Source organism: Agrobacterium vitis (assembly GCF_013426735.1).
Lineage (GTDB): Bacteria > Pseudomonadota > Alphaproteobacteria > Rhizobiales > Rhizobiaceae > Allorhizobium > Allorhizobium vitis_D.
In genome coordinates this window covers 66435-92101 of the sequence record NZ_AP023272.1, presented here as the reverse complement: position 1 = coordinate 92101, position 25667 = coordinate 66435, and the positions used below count along the sequence as shown (strand labels likewise).

The following is a 25667-nucleotide window of genomic DNA, read 5'->3' as shown; positions in this document are numbered from 1 at the left end:
GCATGTCATGGAACAAAATTAAACTAGTGTCAAACAATCAGGAATAGCCCTAAGTATTTAGGGTGCATCCTGATTTCAAGCCTTGACCATCCGGCAGAAGAAAAACCCATCCGTGTCTGTTGCGGCAGGGCTTAAGGTCAGGCTTTTGCCATTGGCGGAGATGGGCTTGGCGACAGACGCGCCAAACAGCCCCGTCCAGCGCTCCAGCATCGGCATCGGCGAAAACTGCGGATGGGCGGCGGTGAAGGCTTCGATCTGCCGGTCGTTTTCCTCTGGCAGCACCGAGCAGGTGACGTAGATCAGCTCGCCGCCGGACCGGACATAGGTAGCAGCCTCAGTCAGCGCTTGTTGCTGCTGTTCGATCCGCTCCTGCAAATTGCGGTCGGTTAGCCGCCATTTGGTGTCGGGCCTGCGACGCCAGGTGCCGGTGCCGGTGCAGGGGGCATCGACCAGCACCTTGTCGAACCGTCCAGTCAAAGATTGCAGGGCGGCGATCCGGTCATGGACCTGAATATTATGGGTGCCTGCTCGTTTCAGCCGCTCGATGATCGGCGCTAGCCGCTTGCGGTCGCTATCATAGGCATGCACCTGTCCCTTGTTGCCCATGGCGGCCGCCATGGCCAGCGTCTTGCCACCGCCGCCTGCGCAGAAATCCAGCACCTGGTGACCTTCTCCCGGTTCGACCAGCGCCGAGACGATCTGCGATCCTTCGTCCTGAACCTCGAACCAGCCCTTCTGGAAGCCAAGCTCGGCGGTGACATTCGGCAGGCGCGACGGGCCTTCACCCGGCTCGATGCGGATGCCGATGGGGGAAATGGTGGCAGGCCTTGCCTGCGTATGCGACAGCGCCTTGAGGACCTTGTCGCGATTGGCCTTCAACGTGTTGGCGCGCAGATCGAGGCTGGGGCGCACGGCCAGCGCCTGTGCCTCGCGCAGCCAGTCGGCTCCGAACACGGCTTCGAAGCTAGGCACCACCCATTCAGGAATATCGCCCTGGACAAACTGCGGTGCGTCCTCCAGCGTTCGGCTGGAAAAGGCCGCTGCCTGAGCCTGCGTCAACGGTGCCGGAGCAAAGCTGTCGCCATCAAGGTCCGCTGCAAGGCTTTCGGGGGCCATTCCCCATTGCCGCAACAATACGGCATAGCCGAGGGCTGCGGGGCTGTCGTCATCCATGATGTAGGCGTGGGAAAGCTTCATGCGCAAGGCGTCATAGACGATATTGCCAATGGCGGCGCGATCACCGGATCCGGCGAAGCGATGCGCCAGGCCCCAATCCTTCAGGGCGTCGGCCACTGGCCTGCGGCGTGTCTCGATATCGCTCAGAACTTCTATTGCCCCGGCTAGCCGTCCGCCCAAACGCATGGTCTTCTCCTTGGTGATCCATCAGACCTTGCGTGGTAGCGATGAAATGCCGTTGGGGCAAGCTGCGTTACTGAAGACTACCAAAAAGTGGGGGCAGATTTTCGACAGAAGCAATACGTATCAGGATAACAGCGTATCTTTGTCGGTGTTTAACTCATGTGCCTTTTGCAGCCGACCAGGCCTGAACATCAACAAATCCTAGCCGATCAGCTCGTAGCAGACCTTGGCAGTGCCGCTGCCGACCATGCCGATATCGGCGGCTGCGGCCTTCGAGAGATCCAGCACCCGGCCCTTGATGAACGGACCGCGATCATTGATCCGCACTACGACGGTCTTGCCGTTGTTGCGATTGGTGACTTTGACCTTGGAGCCGAAGGGCAGCCACTTGTGAGCGGCGGTCAATGTGGTGGGGTTCATGCGTTCGCCGGAAGCAGTGCGCGAGTATAGGGCATACCAGGAAGCGCCACCGCAGCCATTTGCTGCAAAGGCCTGGATAGGGCTGAAAGCAACAAAAGAGGTAATAGCTGCTGCGATGAGGACTGACCGACTTAAAGGCACCAAGTTTTCGTTTCCCTTTGCTATTTCTGACATGAAATTTGCGTAGGGAGGCTTAAAGGTGGTCAAAAATGGCAAAAAAGTGCCTTGGTCGATCACGGAATGTTACGTTAAGATATATTTGTGATGATAGGGTGAAATTAACGTTTTGGAAGGAATTTAGAAAAACTGTTTAAAAACAGCCTAAAAACGCAAAAATATTGCGGGCTATGGGAATTTGAATCGATCACGAAATATTTTTCCGTTGTATCGAAAAAATACGCTTCAAATGCTGGAGTGCTCAGTAGAATATGGCAAAATTGGCGCAATTTTTGAGCGAAATGGAGGGGAATTGTGAAATGAAAGTTCAGGTGCTGACTTTCCAGAGCCCCGATGTCCACAGTTGGTGGAGTGAAACCCGGTAATCGGGATAGGCAAAGGCAAAGCCCAGCGCCCGGACCTTGGCATTCCTTACCCGCTTATTCTCACCGTAAAAGGACCGCGCCATCGGCGACAGCTCTGCCGTTTCGAACGCTTGTTCCGGCGGCGGCTCGATCCCCATCAACCTTGCGGCCTCTGCCACCACATCCTGTGGCGGGGCGGGTTCGTGGTCGGTGATATTGAAGATCCCCTGTTCGTTTCGCCCGGCCAGAAACCAGGTGGCTGAGGCAATATCTTCGACGCGGATCCGGTTGAACACCTGATCCTTTTTCACCAGACGCCGGGCGGTGCCTTCGGCCATGTTGACAAGACCATTGCGACCCGGCCCGTAAATGCCTGACAGCCGCAGCGTCGAGAGCGGCACACCTGCTGCAAGTGCGGCGCTCTCCCAGGCCTGTTCTGCCTCCACTCGCTCTTTGGATCGTACCGAGACAGGCTTGCAGACCGTGTCTTCATCCACCCAGGCACCCTGATGGTCGCCATAGACGCCGACGGTCGATAGATAGGCCAGCCATTGCACTTTGGGCATCCATGTCTTCACCTGGCCCTCCGTCAGCCGCAGCAGAGGGTCGCCGTCGCTGCCTGGAGCAATCGACTGGACGACATGGGTGGCGCAGGCCATGGCCTGGATGATCTCGTCTGAAAGACGTTGGCCGTCAAAAACCAGTGGTTCGATGCCGAGATCGCTCAAAGCCTTGGCCTTTGCCGGTGAGCGCGTCGTGCCACTGACGGGAATGCACTGCTGGATAAAATGCTGGCCAATCGCCTTGCCGGAATATCCAGCACCGAAAATCATCAGTCTCATGGGGTCACTCCGGCTGCTATCCATTCCGCCCTGACATCGCTATCGGGCTCATTCACTCTATAATGTGCGAGAGCGCCAAAGGCTTGCGGCTCCATCAGGCGCGACAATGCCCAGACCGCCATGCCGCGCACATCCGGTGAGGGATCGGCGAGCAGGTCCAAGCAGGGCGTGATCAGCGTTGACAGTCCCGAATTGCCAGCAGCGATCAGCACATTGCGCACAAACCTGTCACGTCCGATCCGCTTGACCGGCGAACCGCTGAAATGGCTGCGGAAGCCAGGATCGTCAAGGGTCAGGAAGAAGGCGATGTCCGGTGCCGTCAGGTCTTCTCGGGCCTGAAGCTTGATCTCGCGCGCTTGCGCCGCGAACTTGTTCCAGGGACAGGCGGCCAGACAATCGTCGCAGCCATAGATCCGGTTGCCGAAAGCCGGGCGCAGATCGCGATCGATCACGCCCTTATGCTCAATGGTCAGATAGGAAATGCAGCGGCGGGCATCGATCTGGTAGGGAGCAGGGAAGGCCGATGTCGGGCACGCGTCGAGACAGGCGCGGCAGGAGCCGCAATGGTCGCGCTCCGCTGCGTCCAGTTCCAGCTCGGCGGTGGTGAACAGACTGCCGAGAAACAGCCAGGAGCCGTATTCGCGGCTAACCAGATTGGTATGCTTGCCCTGCCAGCCAAGCCCGGCAGCAGCGGCCAGCGGCTTTTCCATGACAGGCGCTGTATCGACAAAGACTTTTACATCCTCACCGGCCCGGGCGGCAAAGCGGGTGGCGATGTCCTTCAGCTTGCCCTTGATGATGTCGTGATAATCACGGTTGCGGGCGTAGACGGAAATCGCCGCCTTGTCGGGCTGCGCCTGTAGAGAGCGCGGATCGGTCTCAGGGCCGTAATTCAGGCCGAACATCACGATGGAGCGGACCTGCGGCCACAGCACTTTCGGATCGCCGCGCCGCTCGCGCGTCTCCTCCATCCAGGCCATGGTACCGTGATAGCCAGCGTCCACGAACTCCATCAGCCGGGCAGGGGCCTGGGGAATGCTCTCCGGCCCGGTGATCCGACAGAGATCAAAACCCTTGTCCGCCGCTTCCTGGCGGATGAAGGCGGAAAGCTTTGCAGCCCGCGCCATGGCCTTTTCCGCCGTCCGCTCAGGGCTGCTTTCCTTGATCATGGTTTTTTCCGTCAGAAATCCAGATCCGCATAGTGGGAAACAGGGGTGAGGCCGCGCACCCGTTCGGCCAGCAGCGGTCGGAACGACGGGCGTGATTTCAGCCGCTGATACCAGTCCTTGGCAATCGGTGACTCCGCCCAGTCGATCTCGCCAAGGTAATCCAGCACCGATATCGCCGCACCGGCAGCAAGATCGCCATAGCTCAGCCGGTCACCCGCCAGCCACGTGCGCGAGCCAGCCAGCCAGCTCAGATATTTCATGTGCTGGCGAATATTGCCACGGGCGGTGCGTAGCACCTTGGAATCCGGTGCGCCGCCGCCGAGACCGTTGGGGATCTGCAATTTGAACACCCGCTCACGGGCCAGTGGCCGGGTGACGTCCTGTTCCATCTTTTGCAGGAACCAGTCCACCAGCCGGCGGATTTCGGCGCGCTGGAAGGGGTCTTCGGCCAAGAGCCGGCGGTCCCTCTTCAACACGCCATGGGTTTCGTCCAGGAATTCCGAGATGACCGTGCAGCCACAGAGCGTGCGCATATTGTCATCGACATAGACGGGCAGGGTGCCAGCGGGATTGAGCGTGAGAAATTCCCGGCGCTTTTCCCAGGTCTGTTCTTCGACCAGATCTGCCTGAAAACCGTATTCCGACAGGATCAATCGGACAAAGCGGGACGTGGTTGACATCGGATGGTGATACAAAGTGGGCATTGATGGGGCACTGTTCCGGTTGGGGGCGATGATCGGGGCTGTCTGGTTTCTCTTGGCTGGCCATTCCATCTGGCCATAACATCTGGCCAGGGGGCCAACCTTGCGTCTATAGGAATTTCATTCCGTCATACAAGCGAATCGCTTTCCTTGTCACGCCTATCAAAGGACAATCCATGGAAGATCAATCGATCGTCAGCGCCCTTCTTCTCGGTCTTATCGAGGGCCTTACGGAATTCATCCCGGTGTCTTCGACGGCGCATGTGCTGTTGGCCGGCCATTTTCTCGGCTTCAAATCGCCCGGAAACACCTTTGCAGTGCTGATTCAGCTCGGTGCCATTCTTGCTATTTTGGCTGTCTATATCCAGAAATTGCTGGGGATTGCGCTGTCTTTGCCCAGCAATCCCAAAAGCCGCCATTTCGTTCTGGCCGTGCTGGTGGCTTTCCTGCCCGCGGCCATCATTGGCGCGCTGGCCCACGACTTCATCAAGGCCGTGCTGTTTGAAACCCCGATGCTGATCTGCGTGATGCTGATCCTGGGCGGGGTGATTCTCCTGTGGGTTGACCGGATGACCTTCAAGCCCCGCTATACCGACGTGATGGATTATCCGCTGTCACTGGCTCTGAAGATCGGCCTGTTCCAGTGCCTGGCGATGATTCCCGGCACATCGCGTTCGGGCGCAACCATTGTTGGCTCGCTGCTGATGGGCACAGACAAGCGTTCGGCCGCCGAATTTTCGTTTTTCCTGGCGATGCCGACCATGTTGGGGGCCTTCGTGCTGGATCTCTACAAGAACCGCAATGCGCTCAGCATGGATGACGGCCTGCTGATCGGCGTCGGCTTCCTTGCGGCGTTCATTTCGGCGCTGTTCGTGGTGCGTGGACTGCTCGATTTCGTCTCCCGCCGCGGCTATGCACCCTTTGCCTGGTGGCGGATTGCCGTCGGCGTCGTGGGCCTGATTGGCCTTCTGGTCTGGGGGTAAGACAAACCCAAGGGGCTTTGTTTTGAGGGCCCTGCCCATCCTGTGGCGCGTCGTCAAACGATTGGCGGCGTGACGCACACGAATTCCTACAGCGCCGCGTGTTTTATGAACGCACGGCGCTGTAGTGTTTTTCAGAGAAAAATGGAAACGCGCTTCCGGAAACGTAAACGAGAGAAACTATCTCTTTGTTTTACGCATACCCTGATGGAAAACCGCTTTTTACGGTTCCCGGAAAGGGTCTATGACGGTGAACAGGATGCCCCGCAGGTCTCAGCGGGCAATCGAGCCCGTGCTGCAAGGGTCAACACCGTAGGCGGGTGCGCAATTGCCCTTACGAGCTGCGACCGTCGAGGGAGCGACGAAGGAACCTGCGATGACAACCAATGCCGCACACGCAAAAAACAGTGCGATAGATTTGCCCATGAAATCAGTACCTCAGAAGAATGTGAAATGGCGGGTGCGAAGAACGCTGGCCCCATGCATTGATCCGTCTTTACGCATGGCCCACCTCAACATCAATAGCGGAATGTGCTGAATTGGCAGTTAATGAAACTAATTAATTTCTGCGTCTTTTGTGCAACGCCGACACAAAGCCAAAGCCATTCTGGAGACAGAGTTTGTCGTCCCTTGAAAGCTGGATTCAGCTTCCCCCTGACCAACTCTAACCCGCCGTTCATGCGCCGGATGGAGCGCATGAACAATTCCCAAGAGTGATTCTCAATCCGATGCCGATCAGGCTGCCTTGCCGGAGCGGCTATATTGCCCATGCGGACGGAAATGGATGAGATAGGAGGGAAGCACGGCGGCAACAGCTGTCGGCGTAATACCAAGGCCTGTGAGCGTCCGGCCTTCCTTCTTGGCGGCCTCGGAGACGACGTTGTCGCTTTTCAGCAGCGTCAGCTGGTCGTTGGTCAGCGGCGGCGTGATCAGCGGAATAGCCGAGGCGACGGAGGCAAGCAGCGAAGCGATACCGAAGGGCAGCGACACCAGCGGATTAGTGCGGTCGATAACCCGCAGCATTTCCTCAAGACATTGCCGGAAGGTCAGAACTTCCGGTCCGCCCAGCTCAAAGAGACCGGCTGCCACCTTGCCGTCGACGGCTTTGGCCACGGCTTCGGCCACGTCTTCGACGAAGACCGGCTGGAATTTCGTCTTGCCGCCGCCGATCAAGGGTAGGACGGGCGACAGGCGGGCCATTGCGGCAAACTTGTTGAAGAAGCTGTCCTCAGGGCCGAAAACGATGGATGGCCGAAGGATGACCGCGCCCGGCGCGACCTGGCGGATGGCATCTTCGCCACGGCCCTTGCTGGCTGCGTAGCTGGAGGCGGATTTCGCATCGGCGCCGATGGCCGAGATATGCACCAGCCTGGCACCTGCAGCGGTTGCTGCTTCGGCCACGGCACGGGCGCCAAAATCCTGTACGGCATCGAACTTGTTGCGGCCTGATTCTAGCAGGATGCCAACGCAATTGACGACAACTGACGCGCCTTCAACGGCCTTTGCGACGCTGTCGCGGTAGCGCAGATTGGCCTGGGACAGCGAAATCTGTCCGACATTGCCGAATGGCAGCACGAAACCCGCCAGATCGGGGCGGCGGACGGCGACGCGCACCCGGTAACCGCGCTGGGCCAGCACCCGCACCACATGCCTGCCCACGAATCCGGAGCCTCCGAAAACGGTAACGAGCGGCGGAAGATTTGCGAACGTCATAGAGTGCTCCTGCGGATCGGAATATCAGACCAATTCATCTGCTGTCTCATATCGCTAATGCGCAGCGAGGTGAAGCAGAATCATGCTGTCCCATGTCTTGGACAAGAGTTAATGTCTGGGACCAGAGTTAATGGAACCGCTTTGAAACTGGGATCAAAGGTTACCTTCGACCAAGACAATCTCGCCGTCGGCGACTTCCTGGCGGATCTTGACGGCGGCCTGATATTCCGGCGAGTGATAGCAATCATAAGCGGCCTGAAAGGACGGAAACTCGATGACCACGTTGCGGGCCCGGCTTTGGCCTTCCACGGCCTCCGTCTTGCCGCCACGGGCCAGAAAGACAGCACCGAAACGCTCAAAAGCCGGCTTTGCCGTCGAGACGTAATCCTTGTAGCGTTCCGCATCACGCACATCGACGCGCGCGATCCAATATCCCTTTGCCATCAAATCACCTCTTTCGGTTTCTCTTTGGTGATCGGCGAATTTTGCGGCAAGGTCAAGCCGCCAGTATGGGCGGCCAATGGGCGGCCAATGGGCGGGTAGAATGGAAAGGGCGCTTATGCGATGTCTTGGGGCCTTGGCTTTGGCCGCAAGAATGAGGCATTGTCAAATCCAGCGCGACAGCCAGCCCGTCTGGGTCGCCAATCGGAGACGGGGTCAAGGTGGGCAATATCCGCAACCTGATACACAATGAAATGAGCAGGGAGATCAACAGGCTTCCAAAGCTCACGCCGGTCCTGTTGTTTTTCCTATTGTCCGTTCCTTTGCTGCCGGTCCCCTTTACCACCGTCTCGCTGATGGAAGGCAGTGCAGTCGCGGCCTCCGCGCCGGCTGCCAGCCATGGCGCGCTTGCCAAGCCCTGCGCTCCCTCGGTCTATGACGCGTTGCGCGACACGCCGCTTGAGGCCGAAAGCGTCTTGCGTCTGGCTTGCAAGGTTGACCTGACCCATGACGATCTGGTGATGCAAAACCTGGAATTGCTGGGGGCAGATTCCAGCGGTGTCAGTATCGATTGCCATGGCGGTGTTATCGGCCTGCCAGGAAGCGTGCCGAAGGGCGCGCCGCCCACCATCCGCATTGCCTCGCTGCGCAAGGATGATGGCAGTTGGAGCGTTCCGCACGACATCGTGATCCGCAATTGCAAGATCTACGGTTCCATCCACATCATGGGGCTTGGTGCCAATGGCGAGGCGGAACTGGTGCGGCAATCCTCGCTCAATCGCAATCATACGGAATATGCCCAGTCGGTCGCACCGTCCGGCATCGTGCTGGATAATCTGTCGATTGTCGCCGATGGCCCAATCCCGCTTTATGTCGCGCCCGGTGTCACCCATGTGACCCTCTCGCACTCAATCATCCAGGGGCAGACCAAGGGATCGGCGATCTATCTCGACGCGGAGACCGCGCATAACACCATTTCAGGCAATAGGTTCGAACTGGCGACGCGAAGCCGCGAAATGATCGCGGTGGACGGATCGGCGCATAATGTCATCGAAGCCAATAGCTTCGCCAATGCGCAGCATGGCGGTATTTTTCTCTATCGCAATTGCGGCGAGGGCGGCACGATTCGTCACCAGACCCCGCAGCATAACCGGATCGCCGATAATAAATTCACCTACCAGGACGCTTTTCGCCCGCGCCCGGCCATCTGGCTGAATGCTCGGGAGGCCTGGCGCAATCTCTATTGCTACCAGGACCCGCCGGCCCCTTTCGGTAGCGGTGCCGACAACCACAGCTTTGCGGATTTCAACACCGTCAGTGGCAACCAGATCATTGGTGGAGACGCCGACCTGATCCGCGACAATGGCCAAAACAATGTGTTGAGCGGCAATGGCATCAAGCCTTGAGGACAGCTCCTCATAGACGTCAGGTGAAAGCGGCCTGCATTTCGGCGAGAATGACCTGGGTTGCGGCTCTTGGATCGTCTGCCTTGACGATCGGGCGGCCGACAACCAGATGGCTGGAGCCAGCATGGATGGCGTCTGCTGGCGTCATCACCCGTTTCTGGTCACCGGCATCACTGCCCGCGGGGCGGATGCCGGGCGTGACAATGGCCATGTCGGAGCCGAGAATGGCGCGCACAGCCTGGGCTTCCTGCGCCGAGCATACGATACCGCCCATGCCTTTTTCTTTTGCCTGGGCGGCCCGCTTCAAAACCAGCGACCGGGCATCGCCTTGATAACCGGCATCATTGAGATCCTGGTTATCCATCGAGGTTAAGACGGTCACGCCAAGCAGGCAGAGACCCGATCCCTGGGCTGCTTCCACGGCTGCTTGCATGGCTTTCGGATAGGCATGCAGCGTCAGCATGGTCATGCCCATCCTGACGATATTCTCCACCGCCGAGGCGACGGTATTGTCGATATCGAGCAGTTTCATATCCAGGAAGACCTTCTTGCCGCTTTGGGCGAGGTCTCGGGCAAATTCCAGCCCGCCTGCAAAAGCCAGTTGATAGCCGATCTTGTAGAAAGTCACGTCTTCGGCCAGCGTCGAGACCAGTTTTTCCGCCTCAGTGACGGTGGCGACGTCAAGCCCCACGATCAAACGATTGCGCGCATCCATCAACGATCTCCCTGCCAGATTTCCATGGCGGTCCAGTCGCATGTGACGGTCAGATCCGCAAGAGTGAAGCAGAAGAGATTGCCGCCGCCCGGCGGCTGATCGCCGCTTCGGCGGATCGGCTGGCCTTGCAGATGGCATTTCAGCAGGGTTCCGACGCCGCCATGACCGATGAAGGCGATGGGAACAGTCGGATCGTGCTGGCCAAGAACATCCTGGATCGCCCCGACGATCCGGGATTGCGCATCGATGGCCCGCTCCCAGCCGCAAAAACTCTCCTCAGGATGGGCAAAAAACCAGTCCGCTGCCTTTTCAAATTCCGGCGGGGTCAGAAAGCCAGTCGCGAAACGGTCGTTTTCATGCATGGTCTCGATCTGTTCGACATCAATATTGGCCGGGCCCGCCAGGATCGCCGCTGTTTCCACAGCCTTGGTCTCGGTGCTGCTGACGATGCGGCCAAGCTGGCGCACCCACGCGGCTGTCGCCGTCCTGCGGGTCCGCTCCTGCCCCAGGTCAGACAGTCCCCATTGAGGCACCGGCACGTCGGGGTCGATCCGGACCTGCGGATGGGTGATGTAGACGGCGAACATGTCTTGGTTCTCTTCAGCGGCGGCGATAGATCCACAGCTGGGCTGGCGGGATATTGCGGACCACGAAATCGAAATGCTGGATGAAATAGCTGCCGCCCTTGGCGATGATCGGCGACATCGGCCCGTAGGAAATCTGCATGAAGGGTCGTCCATGCGGCATCCGGTCCAGCAAGTCCTCCAGCAGCCGGATGCGTTCCTGCATCGGGAAGTTCAAAAGTGGCATGGCGGAAATCACGCAGTCGAACGACAGGCCGGACAGCGGGCCCAGCGTCTTTTCCAGGTTGAAGGCGTCACCATGGACGAAATTCACGCCCGGGATCGTCTCGGTCAGGTGCCGGTGGAAGTCGGCGGAATATTCGACCGAAACCAGCTTCTCTGGCTTGATGCCGCGCGCCAGGATCGCCTTGGTGATCACGCCCGTTCCAGGCCCCAGTTCCAGCACTGGCAGTCCGCTTTCCGGCGTAATGATGCTGGCCATGCGCCGGGCGGTAATGGTGGAGGTCGGCACGATGGCGCCTACCAGCTTCGGCCCTTGCATCATGCCCTTGAAGAAACGGATTTCCTCATCGAACTTCTTTTCCAGCCGCTGCTTCAGGTTGAGCTTCATTCGCCGTCATCTCCCAAAAAGATATGCTGCGCCGATCATGGGCGCATAATCGGCATGTTGATGCGATTTGTCGCGAAAACAAGACAAAATGGCGCGCATGTGAAAATTTTGTGTCTCACCCAAGTCGGAGGGTGTTGCAAAAGACGCAATTCAGCCAGCGCTTTCCGGTTCAGGTAAAACAGAAACGCCGCCCCGGCTTGCGCACGAGACGGCGTTATTGATTGATGGCAGAGACGGATGGTCTAAACGCGCATCGGCATCAGCACGTAAAGCGCATCGTCACCGGCGGTATCGCGGATCAGGGTCGGCGATCCGGCATCGGCCAGGAGGAAAATCGCTTCTTCGCCGGACAGTTGCGCGGTGATGTCGAGCAGATATTTGGCGTTGAAGCCGATTTCCATCGCGTCGCTCTCGTAGCCGACAGCGACTTCCTCGGTGGCGCTGCCCGAATCCGGGTTGTTGACCGTCAGCATCAGATGGCCGTCGCCGATAGCGAGCTTCACCGCCCGGCCACGTTCCGACGAAATGGTGGAAACACGGTCAACGGCGCGGGCGAAGGTCTGGCAATCGACCCGCATTTCCTTGTCATTGGCCTGGGGGATGACCCGCTGATAATCGGGGAAGGTGCCGTCGATCAGCTTGGAGGTCATGACGATCTCGCCGATATTGAAGCGGATCTTGGCGTCGGACACTTCGAGCGCCACGATCAGATCGGGATTATCGACCAATTTCTGCAACTCGCCAACCGTCTTGCGCGGAATGATGATACCAGGCATGCCTTCCGAACCGGACGGCGCTTCCACGTCGGCGCGGGCCAGGCGGTGGCCATCGGTGGCGACGGCGCGCAGCTTCAACTTGCCATCGGCTTCAATCGTGTGGAGGTAAATGCCGTTCAGGTAATAACGAGTTTCTTCCGTCGAGATCGCAAATTGGGTGCGATCAATCAGCATTTTCAGGTCCGAGGCCTTCAGCTTGAAGGAATGGCTGAAGCTGCCGGTGGTCAGATCAGGGAAATCCTGCTCCGGCAGGCATTGCAACGAGAATTTCGACCGACCGGAGGCGACCGTCATGCTGGCACCATCCGGATTGGTCGAGAGCAGCACCTCAGCGCCGTCAGACAATTTGCGGACGATTTCATACAGCAGATGCGCGGGAACCGTGGTCGCGCCGGCCTGCTCGATATTGGCCGGCGTCGCTTCTGTCACTTCCAGGTCGAGGTCGGTGGCCTTCATCGACAGGCTCTGGCCTTCGGCACGCAGCAGCACGTTGGACAGGATCGGAATGGTATTGCGCCGTTCGACCACCCGGTGAACATGGTTCAGGGACTTCAGAAGATTGGACCGTTCAAGAGTAATACGCATCGACGCTGCCACTTTCGACCTGTGCGATCCGGCATTCGGGATCGGCTTGCCTTGATCCGGGCGACGATGCCCGGCTTTATTCGGACGGGCAAAATGGCAGCAAAGACGATCAAAATGCAAGGGCCTGCCGTCTTTTGGCACGCCTTCACCGAGGCTTTCCACCACAGATCACGCTCCTTGGCGTGCAGGGACGCTTGCGGGGGCGGCCTGCCTCGCCCATAACAAGGGTTAGGCCATGCGTGTCATGCGTCTGAGTGGACTGGTTCGGCCAAGGGCTGTCCGAATGAAGCGAGAATGGGATGAGTGCCGTGGCAGAGATTGTGAACACGCCGGATGACGGGCAGAAAAGTTTCCGGCTGCATGATCGCCCGGTCACGGCCCGGCCAATCGAGCCGGCGCTCTATCTGGTGGCCACCCCGATCGGCAATCTCTCCGACATCACTTTGCGGGCTCTGGAAGTGCTGGCCGGAGCCGATGTTCTGGCCTGCGAAGATACCCGCGTCACCCGTGTGCTTCTGGACCGCTATGGCATCACCACCCGTCCCTATGCCTATCACGAATATAATGCCGAAGAGGTCGGACCGAAGCTGATCGAGGCGCTGGCCTCAGGTAAATCCGTGGCGCTGGTTTCCGATGCGGGGACGCCGTTGGTGTCCGATCCGGGGTATCGGCTGGCGAAGCTTGCCATCGAGGCGGGGCTGCGGGTCGTGCCATTGCCGGGGCCGTCGGCGCCGCTTGCCGCCCTGGTCGGCTCCGGCCTGCCCAATGATGCCTTCCTGTTTGCGGGTTTCCTACCCACCAAGGACAAGGCCCGCCGCGACCGGCTGGCGCAATGGGCGGCAACACCGGCAACGTTGATCTTCTTTGAATCGCCGCATCGGATTGGCGCGACCCTTGCCGCGGCAGCCGAGGTGTTGGGCGCGGAGCGCAGCGCCTGCGTCTGCCGTGAACTGACCAAGACATTCGAGGAATTCCGGCGCGGCACTCTGGCAGAATTATCCGACTGGTATGATGACGAGCGCCAGGTCAAGGGCGAGATCGTGCTGGTGGTCGGGCCGCCGCTGCCCTCCGGTCCCCCGGATGCCGCCGATGTGGACCGGTTGCTGGTACAGCTCGCGCAAACCCTGCCGACGGCGGGGGCGGCTACTGAGGCCGCCCGCCAGACCGGCCTGCCGCGCAAGGATCTCTACCAACGCCTGCTGGAGTTGAAAGCCGGGTGAGGGCTGACGAAAAAAAGCTGAGGGAAAAATCCGGCGCAGCGCGCAAGCGGGCCGAGCGGCGTGGCCGTTGGTCGGAATATCTGGCGGCGGCCTATCTTCTATCGAAGGGCTATCGGATCGTCGCCCTGCGTTACAAAACCCGCTCAGGCGAAATCGACCTTATCGTTCGACGCGGCGATCTGGTCGTGCTGGTTGAGGTCAAGGCGCGTGCCACGCAACAATCCGCCGTCGATGCGGTGAGTTTTGAGAGCCAGCGCCGCATTCGCGCTGCCGGAGATCTCTGGCTGTGCCGCCAGCCGGATGCCAGCCGCCTGTCGATCCGCTGCGACATTGTTGCGGTACTGCCCTGGCGTTGGCCGAGACATTTTCCGGGTGCTTTTTGAGGACGAATTACCCCTAAAAATATTGGGTATTTTAGTCGGATTTCAGTTTCGCCGCTAATGTGACGGTGCTGTCATAAAACATTCAAGTCTCTGTCATCTTGGCTCACTAAGGGCATGCTCACCCCAGATTGGCGGAGAGGATCTACCATGTTCAAAAAGCTTTCGATGGCGGCGCTGGCCGTGACCGTATCGACCACATCATCATTTGCCGCAACCAACATCAGCTGGTGGCACGGCATGGGTGGCCGCAACGGCGAAGTCATCAATGAATTGTCGCAGAAGTTCAACGCTGCCCAAGGCGAATGCGTGCTGACACCTGTGTCGAAGGGCTCTTACGAAGAAGCTCTGGCCGCTGGTATCGCTGCTTTCCGCTCGCACGATCAGCCCAACATTCTGCAGGTGTTTGATGCCGGTTCTGCGACGATAATCAACGCCAAGGGTGCGACCATTCCGGCGGAAGATCTGCTGTTGAAGGCTGGTTACAAGTTTGACCGCAGTGCCTTCATCGAAGGTGTGCGTTACTTCTACGCCGATAAGACCGGCAAGTTTGTCGGCATGCCGTTCAACTCCTCGGCGCCAATTCTCTATATCAACACCGAAGCCCTGAAAAAGGCTGGCGTTGAAGCACCGAAGACCTGGGAAGAGTTTGAAGCCATTGCACCAAAGCTGAAGGCTGCCGGTTATATTCCGCTGGTTCAGTCGCAGTTGACCTGGGAATTCACCGAGAACTTCTTCTCGCGCAACAACATCCAGTTCGCCTCCAACAACAATGGTTATGACGGTCTGGCTGGCACCACCATCAATGTCACCGATCCAAACCACGTGATGATGTATGACAAGTTGAAGGCCTGGAAGGACGAAGGTTACTTCGCCTATTACGGCGCAGGCTGGAACGACAACCAGAAGCCTTTTGAAGAGGGCAAGGTTGCGCTCTGGGTCGGCTCTTCCGGCTCGTTCGGCGGCTTGCAGAAGACCGCTTCCATGCCGTTTTCGGCAACCTTCCTGCCCTATTGGGGCTCCATCAAGGGTGCAGGCGTACATAGCTTCATTGGCGGTGCTGCCCTTTATGCCATGTCTGGCAAGACGGAAGCTGAAAATAAGTGCACCGCCGCTTTCTTCAACTTCCTGACTCAGCCTGACATCCAGAAATTCTACCATCAGGCCACCGGTTATGTTGCCATCACCACGGCGGCTTACGAACTGGCCAAGAAGGAAGGCTATTACGAAAAGGCTCCTGTTGCCGAAGTGGGCATCAAGCAGTTGCAGCTTCCCGGCGGCGAGTGGGACAAGGGCTATCGCCTCGGCTTCTACCCGCAGATCCGCTCGGTGATGGAGCGCGAATACAACAAGATCTTCTCAGGTGAAACCACGCCAAAGGCTGCGATGGAAACCATCAAGAAGGAAGCTGACGAAATCCTGGCACGCTTTGCCAAGACCGCAGGCTGAACCCTGACAATTGAGATCTGATCTCTCCCGGAGGCGATCTATCGCCTCCGGGACTTGCTTTGAAAGGTTGCCGCGATGAAGCGCGTTCAGTTCAACTCGCGATTTCTGCCTTATGTCTTTTTGGCTCCGCAATTGTGCATTGTGGCGATCTTCTTCTATTGGCCGGCGGTGCAGGCCATCCAGTCGTCCTTCTATATTGAGGACCCGTTCGGCTTTGGCTCAACCTTCGTAGGGCTGGCCAATTATATCGATATGTTCAACTCGTCTGAATATCGCAAAATCGCGCTGTTTACGCTGTGCTTCAGCGTGGTGGTGACGTTTTTGGTGCTGTCCATCGGAACCGTGCTCGCCGTGAAGGCTGATGCTGTGATCCGCGGACAATCGGCCTACAAGACCCTGCTGATCGTTGTCTACGCCATCGCGCCGCCTGTGGCTGGCCTGATCGGCATGATGTTCTTTGATCAGCACATCGGTCCCTTCGTGAAATTCGTCGCCCTGTTTGGCTGGGACATGAAGGTGGGTCTGAACTATTTTGACACCGCCTTTGCCATGGTGACAATCGCGGTCTGGAACCAGATTCCCTACAATTTCATCTTCATTCTCTCAGGCCTTCAGGGCATTCCGGCCTCGGTGCGCGAAGCCGCCACGCTGGATTGCCGCTCCGGCACGCGCCGGTTCTGGACCGTGACCATGCCGCTTTTGACGCCGACCGCGTTTTTCCTGCTGGTGGTCAACATGACCTATTCGCTGTTCGATACGTTTGGTGTGATCGACGTGATCGTCAAGGATAAGCCCGCCGATAACCCGATCACCTTGGTTTACAAGGTTTATACCGATGGCTTCCGGGGCAATGACATCGGCTCTTCTTCCGCGCAGTCGGTGATCCTGATGGTCGTCGTGCTGGTTTTGACAATGATCCAGTTCCGCTTCATCGAGCGGCGCGTCCATTACGGTTGAGGAGAAGACCATGTATAAAACCAAACTCTTCGACCATGTGATCTTGCTGCTCGGTGTTCTTGTGATGCTCGGCCCGCTGGTTGTGGCCTTCACCACCTCATCGCATACGGCAGCCGAAATCCACCAAAAGGGCCTGATGCTCTCCATGGGCGGACATCTTGGCGAGACCTATAACAAGGTGCTGTTTGCCCAGACCGGCTTTAACGGCAAGGTCACGGGTCTCAGCATGCTGCTCAATTCGCTGATCCTCGGCCTTGGCTTTGCCATCGGCAAAATCGTGCTGTCGATGATGGCAGCCTATGCGATTGTCTATTTCCGCTTCCGCTTTGCCACGCTGGCCTTCTGGATCATCTTCACCACGCTGCTGTTGCCGCTGGAAGTGCGCATTATGCCTTCTTACAAGGTGGCGAGTGATCTGGGGCTTTTGAATTCCTATACCGGTCTGATCCTGCCGCTGCTGGCCTCTGCCACCGGCACTTTCTTTTTCCGGCAATTCTTTAAATCCGTGCCGGAAGAGTTGCTGGAAGCGGCCCGTATCGACGGTGCCGGTCCGTTCAAGTTCCTGATTGATATTTTGATCCCGCTGTCGCGCACGATGATTGCGGCGGTGTTCATCATCATGTTCGTCTACGGCTGGAACCAGTATCTCTGGCCCATGCTAATGACCACGGACGAGAGCTTTTACACGCTGATGCGCGGTATCAAGCAGATCCTTCAGGTCTGGGTGGGCGCACAAATTCCCGATTATAACGAAGCCTTTGCCATGGCCGTGCTCGCTATGCTGCCCCCTGTCATCATCGTGGTGGTGTTCCAGAGCTGGTTCATCAAGGGCCTCACCGAAACCGACAAGTAAAGGACAGTCCAATGGCTTCCATCGATATCAATCAGGTCTCCAAGATCTATGACGGCGGTGTGCGTGCTGTGAACAGCGTGGACATCCAGATCAACGACGGCGAATTCATCGTGCTGGTCGGCCCCTCCGGCTGCGGCAAATCCACGCTTTTGCGCATGGTGGCCGGGCTGGAAAGCATTTCAGAAGGCGTGGTGCGCATTGGTGATCGCGCCGTTAATCAGGTTGAACCGGCAGACCGCGACATCGCCATGGTGTTCCAGAATTACGCGCTCTACCCGCATATGACGGTGCGGCAGAACCTGGCCTATGGCCTGAAAAACCGCAAAACCCCTAAGGACGAGATTGAGGCCCGCGTGGCCGAGGCCGCCCGGATGCTGGAACTGCAACCCTATCTGGACCGCAAGCCCAAGGCACTGTCCGGTGGCCAGCGCCAGCGCGTTGCCATGGGCCGTGCCATCGTGCGCAAGCCCGCCGTTTTCCTGTTCGACGAGCCGCTGTCCAATCTCGATGCCAAGCTGCGCGTCTCCATGCGCGTCGAGATCCGCAAGCTCCAACGCCGGCTTGGCACGACATCGATCTATGTCACGCACGACCAGTTGGAAGCGATGACGCTGGCCGACCGGCTGGTGGTGCTGAACGGTGGCCGGATCGAGCAGATCGGTACGCCGCTTGAAGTTTATCACGCTCCTGCCTCGACCTTTGTCGCCAGCTTCATCGGCTCGCCAGCCATGAACCTGATCACCGGCCGCCTGGACGGCAATCGTCTGTCGCTTTGGCCGGTCAGCTTCACCTTTGAGGGCGAGACCGATTATCGCGGCGAAGTGACGATCGGCCTTCGTGCCGAGGATCTGACAGTGGCAGCCCCTGGCCAGCCCTATGTGCCGTTCCGGGTCGATTATGTGGAAGAATTGGGTGCTGTCCGCCTCGTACATGGTTTTGTCGGCGATCAGGCTCTTTGCGCCTCGCTGCCGGTTTCGACGGTGCTGTCGAACGAGATGCGGCTGGGGGTCGATCCAGAGAAATTCCATTTCTTCGACCGGGAAGGCCGTCGCCTTGCTCTGCCCTTTGCCACCGCACAGATGACCTTCGGGGCTCAGGCTGAGACGGTAGAGGCCTGAAAAGCCGGTCGGCTCACGCCATTGCCAGCGAGAGCCGATTGTCACGTTTCCCTTCACCGCTTTCTTGGGCAAACGCTAAAATGCATGTGACTGGATTAACCCGAATTTGATAGGCTTCCCATAAAATTCGGGGACATCATGGGGGACATCGATGCCAGTCAAGCTTTTGTTTGCAGCCATGGCCGGGGCCGCCATGGCTTTGCCACGGTTTAGAGCGGAAGACACACCACCGCTGGTGGCCGCCAATGCCGATCATTTGAGCCTGCAACCAGCGCCAATCAATCCGGACTGGATTCTTGAGGGCGATCCGCAGGCCCGGCTGGCCAATCACTCGCAAAGCCCTGATGAAGCAAGCTCGACAGCTGTCTGGGATTGCACCGCTGGCAGTTTCCGCTGGTATTTCGGCTGGGATGAGACTGTGGTGATCCAGGAGGGCGAAGTGCATGTGACCGCCCAGGATGGCACCGAGCGGTTGCTGAAGACTGGTGATATCGCCTATTTCAAGGGCGGGACCTGGGCCACCTGGCGCATTGAGACCTATGTGCGCAAGATCGCATTTCTGCGTAAACCTTTTCCGGAGCCAATCGCGACGCTTTACCGGCTTCGAAATGCCCTGCGGAGCGGATCACGCGCGCCGATTTGATTGGGTGAAAATTTGGCCTCTGCCGGACGTTGCGTTCGTGGTCGCCGCGTCCTAAATCTTCCTCCAAATGCAACGCGAGAAAGATTATGGCCCAGATCCGCAATGTCGCCGTCCAAATGGACCATGTATCCTCCATCAATATATCAGGGGATTCCACCTTCGCCATGAGCCTGGAGGCTCAGGCCCGGGGCTATAAGCTGTTCCACTATACACCTGATCGGCTGACCATGCGCGATGGCCGCGTCTATGCGACGGTTGAGCCGATGGAACTGCGCGATGTGAAGGGCGATCACTTCACCCTCGGCAGCCCGGAGCGCGTCGATTTGTCCACCATGGATGTGGTGCTGCTGCGCCAGGACCCGCCTTTCGACATGGCCTATATCACCGCCACGCATATGCTGGAGCGCATTCATCCGAAGACGCTTGTCGTCAACGATCCGGCCTGGGTGCGCAATTCGCCGGAAAAGATCTTCGTCACCGAATATGCCGACCTGATGCCGCCGACGCTGATCACCCGCGACCCGGCGGAAATTGCCGCTTTCCGGGCCGAACAGGGCGATATCATCCTGAAGCCGCTCTACGGCAATGGCGGGGCAGGGGTGTTCCATTCCACCCGCGATGACCGCAATTTCTCCTCCCTGATGGAAATGTTCGGCCAGATGTTCCGCGAGCCCTTCATCGCCCAGGGCTATCTGCCCGCCGTGCGCAAGGGCGACAAGCGGATCATTCTGGTGGATGGCGAGCCCGTCGGCGCGATTAATCGGGTGCCTGCTGAACATGATGCGCGCTCCAATATGCATGCCGGGGGCAAGCCGGAACCGACGGAACTGACGACGCGCGAACGCGAGATCTGCGCCCGGATCGGGCCTGCCCTGCGCGAACGTGGCTTCCTGCTGGTCGGCATCGATGTGATCGGTGATTATATGACCGAGATCAACGTCACTTCGCCAACCGGTATCCGCGAGGTGAAGAATTTCGGCGGCGCCGATATCGCCAGCCTGCTCTGGAACGCTATCGAGAAAAAGCGGTCCTGATCCTTTCTGCGCCCTGCCACGTTGGGTTTGCTAAAACCTTTGGCGTTGCGGGGTGCCGGAAGCGTTCCCCTTTGTTCTGAAAGCGCAACCAAATACAACCATTTTGCCCTCGAAACGGGTCTTTGTTCATTTATTGTTCTTGTCGTCCTTTGTTTTTCATGCAAAACTATGGTTGCAGGAAATTGCAGCGTGCCCGTTAGGCGCTCCGCTCGATGTCTTGATTTAATAAATTGATTTTAAACGCATTTTCTCTTTTTCGTCCGGCGAAATCCATGAAATTGCGTAGGGGCGGATGGATCGCTGCCGGCAAGGGGGCTGGGATATGGTTGCACGGGTGGGAACGGTTGCGTTTCAGGGAATTGATGGTGTGCCTGTCGATGTGCAGGTCATGGTCGCGCCCGGCAAGATCGGCGTGCAGATTGTCGGCCTGCCGGATAAGGCGGTGGCCGAAAGCCGGGAACGGGTTCAGGCGGCTCTGCATGCTTCCGGGCTGGCGCTGCCGCCCAAGCGTGTCACCATCAATCTGGCACCGGCGGATCTGCCCAAGGAAGGCTCGCATTTCGATCTGGCCATTGCCCTTGGTCTGATGGCCGCGCTCGGCGCCATTCCCGCTGATGTGCTGGGCGATTATCTTGTGGTTGGTGAGTTGAACCTAGATGGCACGATTGCCGCCGTGGCGGGCGCGCTACCGGCGGCCATGGCGGCCAATGCGCTTGGCAAAGGGTTGATCTGCCCCGCCGATAGCGGCCCAGAAGCGGCCTGGGCGGGGTCGAACATGGATATTCTCGCCCCCCGCAGTCTTATTGCGCTGGCCAATCATTTTCGTGGCACCCAGGTTCTGACGCGCCCGAATCCGGCCAGCCGGGCGCTGCCGGGCAATCTGCCCGACCTTGCCGATATTCGTGGTCAGGAAAGCGCCAAGCGGGCGTTGGAAGTGGCCGCGGCGGGAGGCCACAACCTGCTGATGGTCGGCCCGCCGGGATCGGGAAAATCCATGTTGGCGGCTAGGTTGCCATCCATCCTGCCGGTCCTGTCTGCACCGGAGCTTCTGGATGTGTCGATGATCCATTCCATCGCCGGGCAATTGGCCGGTGGAAAATTGTCAGACCGCAGACCATTTCGCACGCCGCATCATTCCGCCACCATGGCGGCGCTGGTCGGCGGCGGGTTGCGCGCCCGGCCGGGCGAGGCCTCGCTTGCCCATAACGGTGTGTTGTTTCTCGATGAGTTTCCGGAATTTTCGCCGCAGGTGCTGGATGCCTTGCGCCAGCCGCTGGAAAGCGGCGAATGCGTCATCGCTCGCGCCAATCATCGCGTCACCTATCCGGCCAGCTTCCAGTTGATTGCCGCGATGAACCCTTGCCGTTGCGGCATGGCGGGTGAGCCGGGCCATACCTGCGCACGCGGCATTCGCTGCCTGACCGAATATCAGGGCCGGATTTCCGGTCCGCTGTTGGACCGGATCGACATTCGCATCGATGTCCCCGCCGTCTCGGCCATGGACCTGATCAAGCCGATGGCCGCGGAAAAAAGCGCCGATGTCGCCCGCCGGGTCGCCGTCGCCCGACAGCGGCAAACGGAACGGTTTATCGAGGCGGGCGTACCTGAAATCCGCATGAATGCCCGGTGCTCGACAGCGCTGATCGAAAAGCTGGCCGCGCCGGATGCTGCCGGCTTGCAATTATTGCGGGACGCCGCGGAGAAGTTCAAATTCTCGGCCCGCGCCTATCACCGGGTGTTGAAAGTGGCGAGAACATTGGCCGATCTGGATGGCTCGGAGGCACTTGGCAGGATTCATCTGGCCGAGGCAATTTCCTACCGCATTCCCTCGGAACGCCTGACGGCTGCTGCATAACGAAACAGGACTGCACCTGCTGCTGTAGCCCTCAAACTGCTAACAAAGGCTGCATTTATCCTCGACGTCATGCTGGGCCTTGTGCCGAGTATCTAAGTGCGTCAATTTAAATAACAATGTCTACCGCTTATTCAGCCACAACACATCCTCGGGACAAGCCCGAGGATGACGAAATGCCGAGATCGAGGTTTGCCAATAAATTGAGGGCTACAAATTCCGCTGTAGCCCTCGTCTTCATTGTTCGATGCTCGCCAATCGCCAATCGCCAATCGCCAATCGCCAATCGCCAATCGCCAATCGTTTGGATAAGCGCATTGAATGCGATTATTCGCCAAGCCCGGCAAACAGTGCCGTCGAGAGATAGCGTTCGGCAAAGGAGGGGATGATCACCACGATGGTCTTTCCAGCGTTTTCGGGGCGCTGACCGACCTTGATGGCGGCGGTGAGGGCGGCACCCGATGAAATGCCAACCGGCACGCCTTCCAGCCGGGCGACCAGCCGGGCCAGTTCAAACGCTTCGTCATTGGTGACGGTGACGACTTCGTCGTAGATCCCGGTATCGAGGATCTTCGGGGCGAAACCGGCACCGATGCCCTGGATCTTGTGGGGGCCGGGATTGCCGCCCGACAGAACCGGGCTGTCGGCGGGTTCCACGGCGATCACCTGAACAGACGGCTTCTTGGCTTTCAGCACCTGGCCGGTGCCGGTAATCGTGCCGCCAGTGCCGATGCCGGAAACGAAAATGTCTACTTCGCCATTGGTGTCGTTCCAGATCTCTTCAGCGGTGGTCTTGCGGTGGATTTCCGGATTGGCCGGGTTTTCAAACTGCTGTGGGATGATCGCGTCGGGAATGGTCGCGGCCAGTTCCTCGGCCTTGGCAATCGCGCCCTTCATGCCCTTGGGCCCTTCGGTCAGCACCAGTTCTGCGCCCAACAGCGCCAGCATCTTGCGACGCTCGATGGACATGGTTTCCGGCATGGTCAGGATCAGGCGATAGCCTTTGGCAGCAGCGGCAAAGGCCAGCGCAATGCCGGTATTGCCGGAGGTTGGCTCGACCAGAACGGTCTTGCCCGGTGTGATCGTTCCTTGCGTCTCCAGGCTCTCGATCATCGCCACACCGATGCGGTCTTTGACGGAGGCAATCGGGTTGAAGAATTCCAGCTTGGCCAGAAGATGAGCCTTGACGCCCTTTTCCTTCGCCAGCTTGTCCAGCCGCACGATGGGCGTATCGCCGATGGTCTCGGTGATCGAACCATAGATGCGGCCTCGGCCAGGCTTCTTTGCTTCAGACATGTTTGGTCCTCCAGAATAACGCGCTTTGCAGCGACAATAGGATCAAATCACCCAAGCGACCAGAACCCTTTGCCTATCGCCGTGGTTCCGGGGAGAAAAAACCCGCTGCAAAGCCAGCGAAAACAAATGTTTATTTCACGCTGCCTTTGTGGCGATATAGGCGGCGGTTCCGGCCAGGATGCTGGCGGCGGCCCGGTTGAGCAGTTTCAATGCCGATGGCTGTTTCAGCAGCAGCCGGGCTTTGGCGGCCAGAAGAATATAGGGAATGAGCACGGCCATCAGCACCACGAATGTCGTGCCGACCAATAGACCGTAATCCGACGGGCCAATGGCCTGAAGCGGAATGAGGGTCGGCACCAGGGCGACGTAGAACAGCATGGTCTTCGGATTGCCGAGCGTCACGAACAGGCCGGACAGGAAGGAGGTCATCACGCCCGCAGTTTTGCGCGCTTCGATATTTTGTGGCAAAAGCCCTGCCGTCCAGAGTTTCCAGGCGATATAGGCCAGGTAGAGCGTGCCTGCGAATTTGATGATCAGGAATGGCGTCACGAACGTCTGGGCAATATAGGCAAGGCCCAGAATAACGGCGGTCAGATAGCAGAGATCCCCCAGGATCAGGCCCAGCCCCATGAAAAAGGTCGGACGAAAACCGGAGCCAAGCGCCCGCGCCACAATCGCCGTCATGCCGGGGCCGGGAATGGCAGCAGCAATGAACAGGGCTCCGGCATAGGCAAGCAGGCTGGCAAGGGTCATAATACGTCTCCATCGATACGCCAGTGCTAATCCGCCCGGCTGCAACTTGCAACGGTGACACGATTGAAATTGCCCGATGTCGGACTTTCTGGTCTTTTGGGGTTTATAGCCTCCTGCCAAGGACACGCCATGCCCACGACGACTTCACTTCTTGCCTTTGCCCTGATCTGCCTCGGAATGGCGCTGACACCCGGCCCGAATATGGTCTATCTCGTCTCACGCTCCATCTGTCAGGGGCCGATGGCCGGGCTGATTTCGCTGGGTGGTGTCGCGCTGGGCTTCCTGATCTATATGCTGATGTCGGTGCTGGGAATTACGGTGTTGCTGATGGCCGTGCCCTATGCCTATGAGGCGCTGAAACTGGCCGGTGCAGCCTATCTCGCTTATCTTGCCTGGCAGGCGGTCAGGCCGGGCGGGCGTTCACCGTTTCAGGTGCGCGACCTGCCGAAGGACCGCCCGAAACGGCTGCTTGCCATGGGCCTCGTGACCAATCTCCTCAATCCGAAGGTGGCCGTTCTCTATCTGTCGCTGCTGCCGCAATTCATCGATCCCGCCAGCGGCAGCGTTTTCATCCAATCGCTGTTGCTCGGCCTCACCCAGATCGCCATCGGCACCACGATCAATGGGATGATCGCGCTGATGGCCGGCTCCATCGCCCTGTTTCTCAGCCGCCGCCCGCTATGGATCATGGTGCAGCGCTGGCTAATGGGGACGGTACTGGCCGTGCTGGCCGTGAGAATGGCGACACAGGCGCAGCGTTAAACGCCCGTCGAGCCAAATCCGCCCGTACCCCGCACCGTATCCGATGTTTCTGTTACCTCAATCACCTGCGCCTGGGTCACCGGCGCAATCACCATCTGGGCGATGCGCATGCCACGAGTGATGGTGAAATCCTCGGGGCCGAGATTGATCAGCAGCACTTTTACTTCGCCGCGATAGTCGCTGTCGATGGTGCCGGGGGTGTTGAGGCAGGTGATGCCGTTTTTAAAGGCAAGGCCGGAGCGGGGGCGGATCTGCGCTTCAAAGCCCTGGGGGATTTCCATAATCAGCCCGGTTGGCACCAGAGCGCGTTTTCCGGGGGCAAGGGTCAGCGGCTCGGCCTCGGTCACGGCTGCGCGCAGGTCCATGCCAGCCGCACCCGCCGTCTCATAGGCGGGCAATTCCAGCCCGTCACCATGGGGTAGACGTTTGAGATGAAGGCGTGGCGCGGACGTATCGTGCATGGAGGTATCCTTTGTTTGCCGGGGTCAATTGCATATTGAACGCCAAAACGCTAGATAACCGGCCAGT

At 58.7% G+C, this 25667-nt stretch carries 26 protein-coding genes; 12 read left to right on the top strand and 14 right to left on the bottom strand.

What is annotated here, in order from left to right:
- Positions 1-75 precede the first annotated feature (75 nt).
- From H1Y61_RS00460 to H1Y61_RS00440, 5 genes are all read right to left on the bottom strand, one after another.
- Positions 76-1362 carry an RsmB/NOP family class I SAM-dependent RNA methyltransferase gene (locus tag H1Y61_RS00460; protein WP_180573396.1) on the bottom strand — a complete coding sequence of 429 codons (1287 nt, stop codon included), beginning with the start codon at positions 1360-1362 and terminating at the stop codon, positions 76-78.
- A 198-nt stretch (positions 1363-1560) separates the two neighbouring features.
- A complete protein-coding gene (locus tag H1Y61_RS00455; RefSeq protein WP_409363992.1) occupies positions 1561-1953 on the bottom strand; it encodes a septal ring lytic transglycosylase RlpA family protein in 393 nt (130 codons plus the stop codon).
- A gap of 310 nt (positions 1954-2263) precedes the next feature.
- Positions 2264-3142, bottom strand: coding sequence for an SDR family oxidoreductase (locus tag H1Y61_RS00450; protein ID WP_180573395.1), 879 nt, complete (start codon positions 3140-3142; stop codon positions 2264-2266).
- Positions 3139-4269, bottom strand: coding sequence for a tRNA epoxyqueuosine(34) reductase QueG (gene queG / locus H1Y61_RS00445; protein ID WP_409363991.1), 1131 nt, complete (start codon positions 4267-4269; stop codon positions 3139-3141). Before queG ends, H1Y61_RS00450 begins: the two co-directional genes overlap by 4 nt.
- 53 nt (positions 4270-4322) lie before the next feature.
- Complete coding sequence (locus H1Y61_RS00440) at positions 4323-5015, bottom strand: glutathione S-transferase family protein (RefSeq protein ID WP_012654757.1); 693 nt, start codon at positions 5013-5015, stop codon at positions 4323-4325.
- 173 nt (positions 5016-5188) lie between these two features.
- Between H1Y61_RS00440 and H1Y61_RS00435 the strand changes: the two genes are divergently transcribed.
- Positions 5189-5995 (top strand): undecaprenyl-diphosphate phosphatase, encoded by an 807-nt coding sequence (locus H1Y61_RS00435; protein ID WP_012654758.1) that lies wholly within the window; start codon positions 5189-5191, stop codon positions 5993-5995.
- 732 nt (positions 5996-6727) lie between these two features.
- On the opposite strand, the gene H1Y61_RS00430 is transcribed toward H1Y61_RS00435, so the two are convergent.
- Together H1Y61_RS00430 and H1Y61_RS00425 are read right to left on the bottom strand one after the other, a co-directional pair.
- Positions 6728-7705, bottom strand: a complete 978-nt coding sequence (locus tag H1Y61_RS00430) for a complex I NDUFA9 subunit family protein (RefSeq protein WP_180573393.1) — start codon at positions 7703-7705, stop codon at positions 6728-6730.
- A gap of 153 nt (positions 7706-7858) precedes the next feature.
- The gene (locus H1Y61_RS00425) at positions 7859-8149 is read right to left on the bottom strand and encodes a DUF1330 domain-containing protein (protein WP_156536332.1); all 291 of its coding nucleotides are present in this window, start codon (positions 8147-8149) and stop codon (positions 7859-7861) included.
- Positions 8150-8400: 251 nt separating this feature from the next.
- Here H1Y61_RS00425 and H1Y61_RS00420 point away from each other — a divergent pair, with 251 nt between their 5' ends.
- On the top strand, positions 8401-9552 hold the full coding sequence (locus H1Y61_RS00420) for a right-handed parallel beta-helix repeat-containing protein (RefSeq protein WP_180573392.1): 1152 nt from the start codon (positions 8401-8403) through the stop codon (positions 9550-9552).
- Positions 9553-9571: 19 nt separating this feature from the next.
- Here the strand turns inward: H1Y61_RS00420 and pyrF are convergent, their stop codons facing one another.
- From pyrF to dnaN, 4 genes are all read right to left on the bottom strand, one after another.
- On the bottom strand, positions 9572-10267 hold the full coding sequence (gene pyrF / locus H1Y61_RS00415; RefSeq protein ID WP_180573391.1) for an orotidine-5'-phosphate decarboxylase: 696 nt from the start codon (positions 10265-10267) through the stop codon (positions 9572-9574).
- On the bottom strand, positions 10267-10854 hold the full coding sequence (locus tag H1Y61_RS00410) for a histidine phosphatase family protein (protein WP_180573390.1): 588 nt from the start codon (positions 10852-10854) through the stop codon (positions 10267-10269). The genes pyrF and H1Y61_RS00410 overlap by 1 nt, the downstream gene beginning before the upstream one ends.
- Before the next feature lie 13 nt (positions 10855-10867).
- On the bottom strand, positions 10868-11461 hold the full coding sequence (gene pmtA, locus H1Y61_RS00405; protein ID WP_012654764.1) for a phospholipid N-methyltransferase PmtA: 594 nt from the start codon (positions 11459-11461) through the stop codon (positions 10868-10870).
- A gap of 242 nt (positions 11462-11703) precedes the next feature.
- Positions 11704-12822: a DNA polymerase III subunit beta gene (dnaN, locus tag H1Y61_RS00400; RefSeq protein ID WP_041697382.1), complete on the bottom strand. Its 1119-nt coding sequence runs from the start codon at positions 12820-12822 to the stop codon at positions 11704-11706.
- Positions 12823-13121: 299 nt separating this feature from the next.
- On the opposite strand from dnaN, the gene rsmI reads away from it, so the two are divergent.
- The 9 genes from rsmI (at position 13122) to H1Y61_RS00355 (ending at position 22331) form a co-directional block, all read left to right on the top strand.
- Positions 13122-14042, top strand: coding sequence for a 16S rRNA (cytidine(1402)-2'-O)-methyltransferase (gene rsmI, locus H1Y61_RS00395; RefSeq protein ID WP_174109716.1), 921 nt, complete (start codon positions 13122-13124; stop codon positions 14040-14042).
- Positions 14039-14425: a YraN family protein gene (locus H1Y61_RS00390; RefSeq protein WP_235680794.1), complete on the top strand. Its 387-nt coding sequence runs from the start codon at positions 14039-14041 to the stop codon at positions 14423-14425. The genes rsmI and H1Y61_RS00390 overlap by 4 nt, the downstream gene beginning before the upstream one ends.
- 147 nt (positions 14426-14572) lie before the next feature.
- Positions 14573-15871: an extracellular solute-binding protein gene (locus H1Y61_RS00385; RefSeq protein WP_180573389.1), complete on the top strand. Its 1299-nt coding sequence runs from the start codon at positions 14573-14575 to the stop codon at positions 15869-15871.
- A 75-nt stretch (positions 15872-15946) separates the two neighbouring features.
- A complete protein-coding gene (locus H1Y61_RS00380; protein ID WP_180573388.1) occupies positions 15947-16828 on the top strand; it encodes an ABC transporter permease subunit in 882 nt (293 codons plus the stop codon).
- Positions 16829-16838: 10 nt separating this feature from the next.
- Positions 16839-17681, top strand: a complete 843-nt coding sequence (gene ugpE / locus H1Y61_RS00375) for a sn-glycerol-3-phosphate ABC transporter permease UgpE (protein ID WP_180573387.1) — start codon at positions 16839-16841, stop codon at positions 17679-17681.
- A gap of 11 nt (positions 17682-17692) precedes the next feature.
- Positions 17693-18799 (top strand): sn-glycerol-3-phosphate import ATP-binding protein UgpC, encoded by a 1107-nt coding sequence (locus H1Y61_RS00370; RefSeq protein WP_180573386.1) that lies wholly within the window; start codon positions 17693-17695, stop codon positions 18797-18799.
- Between the two features lie 151 nt (positions 18800-18950).
- On the top strand, positions 18951-19442 hold the full coding sequence (locus H1Y61_RS00365; protein ID WP_012654772.1) for a cupin domain-containing protein: 492 nt from the start codon (positions 18951-18953) through the stop codon (positions 19440-19442).
- Positions 19443-19528: 86 nt separating this feature from the next.
- Positions 19529-20476, top strand: coding sequence for a glutathione synthase (gshB, locus tag H1Y61_RS00360; RefSeq protein ID WP_156531300.1), 948 nt, complete (start codon positions 19529-19531; stop codon positions 20474-20476).
- A 322-nt stretch (positions 20477-20798) separates the two neighbouring features.
- The gene (locus H1Y61_RS00355) at positions 20799-22331 is read left to right on the top strand and encodes a YifB family Mg chelatase-like AAA ATPase (RefSeq protein ID WP_180573385.1); all 1533 of its coding nucleotides are present in this window, start codon (positions 20799-20801) and stop codon (positions 22329-22331) included.
- A 324-nt stretch (positions 22332-22655) separates the two neighbouring features.
- On the opposite strand, the gene cysK is transcribed toward H1Y61_RS00355, so the two are convergent.
- Positions 22656-23624, bottom strand: coding sequence for a cysteine synthase A (gene cysK / locus H1Y61_RS00350; RefSeq protein WP_012654775.1), 969 nt, complete (start codon positions 23622-23624; stop codon positions 22656-22658).
- A 135-nt stretch (positions 23625-23759) separates the two neighbouring features.
- Positions 23760-24377, bottom strand: a complete 618-nt coding sequence (locus tag H1Y61_RS00345) for a LysE family translocator (protein WP_174109720.1) — start codon at positions 24375-24377, stop codon at positions 23760-23762.
- A 129-nt stretch (positions 24378-24506) separates the two neighbouring features.
- Here H1Y61_RS00345 and H1Y61_RS00340 point away from each other — a divergent pair, with 129 nt between their 5' ends.
- On the top strand, positions 24507-25139 hold the full coding sequence (locus H1Y61_RS00340) for a LysE family translocator (RefSeq protein WP_180573384.1): 633 nt from the start codon (positions 24507-24509) through the stop codon (positions 25137-25139).
- Here the strand turns inward: H1Y61_RS00340 and dut are convergent.
- A complete protein-coding gene (gene dut, locus H1Y61_RS00335) occupies positions 25136-25600 on the bottom strand; it encodes a dUTP diphosphatase (RefSeq protein ID WP_180573383.1) in 465 nt (154 codons plus the stop codon). The two genes, H1Y61_RS00340 and dut, sit on opposite strands and share 4 nt — an antisense overlap.
- Between the last annotated feature and the right edge of the window lie 67 nt (positions 25601-25667).